The sequence below is a fragment of the Ilumatobacter sp. genome (assembly GCF_049588435.1).
Taxonomy (GTDB): domain Bacteria; phylum Actinomycetota; class Acidimicrobiia; order Acidimicrobiales; family Ilumatobacteraceae; genus Ilumatobacter_A.
On the sequence record NZ_JBAVYV010000078.1, the window covers coordinates 1 to 5,095 of the forward strand.

Consider the following 5,095-nt stretch of genomic DNA (forward strand, 5'->3'; position numbering starts at 1 on the left):
CAGCCGGACTCAGGGGTTCAGGAGAAGCTCTGCCCGCAGCCGCATGTCCGGCTGGCGTTCGGGTTCGTGATCGCAAAGCCCGACTCGTCGAGGCCGTCCTTGTAGTCGAGGGTGGCACCCTCGAGCAGCTGGGCGGATGCCGGGTCGACGACGACCTTCACGTTGTCGTCGTATTCGGCCGTCGTGTCGTCGGCGGCGAAGTCACCGTCGAAGAACATCTCGTACGAGAAACCCGAGCATCCACCGGGACGCACCGCCACGCGGAGCGCGAGATCTTCAGCGCCTTCGGCGTCGAGCAGTTGGCGAACCTTGGCGGCAGCGGGGTCGGTGAGAGTGATCATGGTGCGGTTCCTCCAGAGAATCGGATCCTGTTGGTTTTGATTTTAGCGTGCCGCGACCGTGACCTGGCACGGAGTGCGGCTGGTGAGCGAGCAGAAGTCCCGGATGTCGGCGTCGCCCATGCCGGCGACGAACCCCGCGACGAGCCCGCGATGCAGGCCACAGACCAGTTCCGGGTGTTCCTGGGCGAGGTCCGAGAACGGACAGTTCGCGAACGCCACGACCGCGGCACCGTCGTCGGCGAACGACCCACCGTCGGGACCGGGCGGCACCTTGTCGGGGTCGGTGACGATCGGGTCGAAGCCGAGCCGATCCAGATCGGACACCAGCGCCTCGAGCGTCGAGGGGGCGGACGCGTACGGACGAGCGCGGCGGTGGCCTTCGTCGAAGCCGACCGATTCGGCATCGGCCGGACTCGCACCGAGGCGACGCGCGATCGCCAGCACCATTCGCGCGAGCACGGGGATCGACGGTGGTTCGAGCCCCAACGAGGGTGCGTCATGGGCGATCGAGTAGCGGTGTTGAGGTCGGCCGACATCGCCGCGTCCGCCGACTTCGACGGCGAGCAGACCGGCGTCGCGCATTCGTTCCAGGTGCGGTCGCACCGTGTTCGCATGGAGGTCGAGGGACTCGGCGATGTCCGCTGTTGCGAGCGGGCGGGGCGAGCGGGCCAGTTCGAGATAGATCGCGTACCGCGTGTTGTCGCCCAGTGCCTTGAGCACGTCGAGGCGGACAGCCGGATCGCTCACGACCCGAGAGTACATGGCGATTCCGGCTCGGATCGGCCGCATGCGCACGCAGCCCCATGCGACGACGCGACCCGTGCTGCTCAGAGCGCGTCGTAATCGGGGTCTCCCGGCATCGAGATCCCGACGATGTTGCCCTCCTCGTCGGTGCGGACCTTCGGCAGCGTGGTCGGGGGGTGTGCGATCGCACGACCCGCGGCGACGACGGCATCGGCGGTCGTGAAGTCGTCGAGCCAGCGCAGGTTCTTGATCGTCGGCGGCATCATCATCAACCGACCCGCTTCGTGCATCCGCAACGCCTCGCTCGGACGGACCCAGCTGCTCTCCACGGTCTCCTTGTCGTCGTGCAACCCCTCTTGCCCCTCGGGCGCCTCGGTCACGAAGAATCGCGTGTCGAAGCGTCGGCGCTCACCGGCGGGCGTGACCCAATGGTCGACGTACTGGGTGGTCGACAGGTCGAGCACGAGATCGTCGCGTCGACACAGCTCGACCATCGACAGCGTTCCGGCGTGGACCTGGTGCCGGTCGTCGTCGCCGAGTGCGAGCGCTGATCCGTCGCGGCGCTCGGCGAGCAGGATGCCCGCTTCCTCGAAACACTCGCGGATCGATGCCACCCAGTAGGCGAGGCCGCCCGATTCCACCCCGAGTTGAGACGACGCCTCGGCATCATCCAGACCGTCGCAGAAGGGCTCGAGCTCCGTCGCGTGGTCGGCATCGTCGACCTTGCCACCGGGAAACACGTACATCCCGGCAGCGAACGCGGCATTGCCGGTTCGGCGGAGCATGAACACCTCAACTCCCGGGTCTCCGTCGATGGCGTCGCGCACCAGCATCACCGTCGCCGCAGTGCGAATCGGTACGGATGCGGGATCGAACGCGTCAGCCATCCTCGCACCGTACGCGAGCGTGTCGATCGAGCCCCAGCCGCGCGAACCGGACGGTCCTCGTTCGCGATGTCGTCGGCCCGGCCCGCTCGGTCACCTACGTTCTGGAGATGATCGAATCGCCCGGCCATGCCTCCGACGTCCTCGACCATCTCGGCCCGGAGACGCGCATCATCGTCCCGCTCGCCAACGGTGAGCCGACGGCGGTCCTCGACGCGATCGAGGACGCGGTCGCCGACGACCACGCGGCCGACGGTGACCGGTTCACCGGATTGCGCGTCCACCAGATGCACGCCATCCACGATCGCCCGTACATCGGTGCGGCGTTCGGCGACAGGATGCGCCACATCTCGTACTTCCTCTCGCACATCACCCGGCCGCACTTCCGCGCGGGCAACGTGGGGCTCGTCCCGGCGCACTTCTCGGAGGTCTACGAGATGATGCACCACCGCAGCGAGGATCCGTTGGTCGTCGCGAGCGCCTCACCCCCCGATCGACACGGGTACTTCAGTCTCGGCGTGTCGGCCGACTACGTGGCGAGCTTCATCGGTCGTGCCCGATTCTTCCTCGAGGTCACCGATGCCATGCCGCGCACGTTCGGACGCAATCAGATCCACTCGTCGCAGATCGCAGGCTGGTGCCAGACCGACCGACCGTTGCTGGACATCCCACCCGTCGCGGCCGACGACACCGACCGTCGGATCGCGGCGTTCGTCGCCGAACGAATTCCCGACGGGGCGACGATCCAGACCGGGATCGGCGGCATCCCCAACGCGATCATGGAATCGTTGCGCGACCACCAGAATCTCGGCGTCCACACCGAACTGCTGTCGGACGGCGTCGTCGCCCTGATCGAATCCGGGGTGGTCAACGGCGTCCGTAAACGGCTCAACCGGACCAAGACCGTCGGCACATTCGCCCTCGGCACCAAGCGACTCCACGATTTCCTCCACGAGAACACCGCCATCGAACTGCACGCCGTCCGCTACGTCAACGACCCCCGGATCATCGCCCAGGAGAAGAACTTCGTGTCGATCAACGCCACGCTGTCGGTCGACTTCCTCGGTCAATGTGCGTCCGAGACGATCCGCGGGCGGTACTACTCGTCGTCGGGCGGGCAGAACGACTTCGCTCGCGGTGCGATGTACTCCGACGGTGGGCAGGGATTCGTGGTGCTCCACTCGACGACGTCCGACGGGGCCACCAAGATCGTGCCGCAACTCTCGGCAGGTGACGTGGTCACCACGCCGAAGAACACGGTCGACAAGGTCGTCACCGAGTTCGGGGTCGCCGAACTACGCGGTGCGACCGTGCGCGAGCGGACCACCCGCCTGATCGCGATCGCCCATCCCGACCACCGCGCCGATCTCACCGCGCAGGCGAACGCGATGCACTACGTCTGACCGCCGCCCGTCGTCGAGACCGACGTGGGCGGCTCCTCGACGCTGGACTCGCGCGACGCCTGCAGTTTCGAGTCCCGCCGGTCCTGAACGAGACCGAGCACTCCGGCGAGCGCCACGGCGGTTCCGATGATCCCGACGGCGAGCCAATCATCTGACCAGAGCCCCGCCACACCGCCGACGACGACGAGTAGTCCGGCGAGGACGTCGGCGCGCCGCGTGTAGACGTACGAGATGGTCGCTCCGAGGATCGAGAACATCAACACGGTGACGCCCCACTGGTGGTCGTTGAGGTAGGCGCTGATGTCGGCCTGGCGGAACGTCACCCAGTCGGTGATCGCATCGCCCTCCTCCTTGAGATCGACCCAGTAGAAGTACCAGAGCAGGTACAGACCCGACAGCACCACGAACGCTGCCGCGATGCGATCCATGTACTGCATGCCGTGCCGCAGCAGCTTGAGCAACCCGGTGTTGGCGAACGCGAGTGCGACGGTGAGCCCGCCGACGAGGACCGCCATCCCGGCGCCGTACGCAATGCCGTTGCGCAGCCCGGCGAAGACCCCACCGTTGCGACTGGTGGCGAAGACGGCCGAGATGAAGAAGCCGATCGTGCAGCCGAGCGACGCGATGGCGTACGCGACGCCGTACACGAACATCGACTTCACGGTCTGATCCTTCTCACCCTGGAGCCGCTGCGGGTTCATGAAGGGGAGCTTGAACCCGAACAGCATCGCGGCACCGAGGACGATCAGAGCGATGCCCAAGAACCCGGTGGCGTACTTCGCGTTCGCGGTGAGCCAGTTCGTGAAGTAGTTCGCCAGGCTCGCAGCGACGATGAACACGGCCATGAACCCCAGGCTCAGTGATGCCGACACCTTCAACGCCTTGCGCAACGTCTCACGCTGGGCGAGCGTGCGCTCCGACCCCTGCAGGCCCAGGAAGTACATGAGGTACGTCGGCAGCAGCACGAACCCGCACGGGTTGACCGCCGCGAGCATGCCGGCCACGAACCACAGGCTCATGCCTGGTTCTCCGCTTCCAGGAGCGCATCGACATGGTCACGCAGGCCGTCCGCGTCGAGCACGCCGGTCTGGTCGATGATCTCGCCGGACGATGAGACGAACACCGTGTACGGGAAGAACGTGACACCGAGCGCGCTCTGGAGTTCGGCGAATTCATCTCGCATCAGGTCGTACTCGACACCCCGCTCACCGGCGAATCGTTCCATCACGGGGACGGTGTCGAGCGGATTGACACCGATGAAGCGCACGTCGCCGTCGACTTCGGCGGCGACCTCCGCGAAGTCGGCCAGCTCACGCTCGCAGGGAACGCAGGTGCTGAACCAGAAGTTCACGACGAGCGGGGTGTCACCGAGCCACGACGCACTCGACACCTCGTTGCCGTCGCGGTCGACGAGGGTGGCGTCGGGAAAGGCATCTCCGTCGAGTTCGGGGATTGGCTCGATCGCGAACTCGTCGTCGGGGAGCGATCGGTCCTGGGAATCCTCGAGAGCGGCATCGACCTCGGAGTCCGTACCGGAATCGGACGACACCTGCCACACGGCGTAGGCACCGATGAGCACCACCGCAGCCACGAGAGAGGCAACGAGCAATCGGGGGCGAGCGATCTTCACGGGTTCGAGGCTAATGACCACATCCGTTCAGGTCGCCCGAAGTCCGCTGAACGTTCCGAGAACGACGAAACGCCTTCGGCGGGATGTGAGCGC

At 66.4% G+C, this 5,095-nt stretch carries 6 protein-coding genes; 1 reads left to right on the plus strand and 5 read right to left on the minus strand.

What is annotated here, in order from left to right; all coding sequences use genetic code 11:
* Positions 1–17: 17 nt before the first annotated feature.
* The 3 genes from erpA to WBV89_RS02815 all read right to left on the minus strand — a co-directional run bounded on the left by erpA (position 18) and on the right by WBV89_RS02815 (position 1,972).
* Positions 18–341, minus strand: a complete 324-nt coding sequence (gene erpA / locus WBV89_RS02805; protein WP_423979822.1) for an iron-sulfur cluster insertion protein ErpA — start codon at positions 339–341, stop codon at positions 18–20.
* A gap of 42 nt (positions 342–383) precedes the next feature.
* Entirely contained in the window at positions 384–1,088 is a 705-nt protein-coding gene (locus tag WBV89_RS02810; protein ID WP_423979823.1) for a helix-turn-helix transcriptional regulator, read from the minus strand.
* Positions 1,089–1,168: 80 nt separating this feature from the next.
* Positions 1,169–1,972, minus strand: a complete 804-nt coding sequence (locus WBV89_RS02815) for an NUDIX hydrolase (protein WP_423979824.1) — start codon at positions 1,970–1,972, stop codon at positions 1,169–1,171.
* A 107-nt stretch (positions 1,973–2,079) separates the two neighbouring features.
* Between WBV89_RS02815 and WBV89_RS02820 the strand changes: the two genes are divergently transcribed.
* Entirely contained in the window at positions 2,080–3,372 is a 1,293-nt protein-coding gene (locus tag WBV89_RS02820; RefSeq protein ID WP_423979825.1) for an acetyl-CoA hydrolase/transferase family protein, read from the plus strand.
* Here the strand turns inward: WBV89_RS02820 and WBV89_RS02825 are convergent.
* Entirely contained in the window at positions 3,363–4,391 is a 1,029-nt protein-coding gene (locus WBV89_RS02825) for a cytochrome c biogenesis CcdA family protein (protein ID WP_423979826.1), read from the minus strand. The genes WBV89_RS02820 and WBV89_RS02825 overlap by 10 nt on opposite strands.
* Positions 4,388–5,002, minus strand: coding sequence for a TlpA family protein disulfide reductase (locus WBV89_RS02830; protein WP_423979827.1), 615 nt, complete (start codon positions 5,000–5,002; stop codon positions 4,388–4,390). The genes WBV89_RS02825 and WBV89_RS02830 overlap by 4 nt, the downstream gene beginning before the upstream one ends.
* Positions 5,003–5,095: the final 93 nt, after the last annotated feature.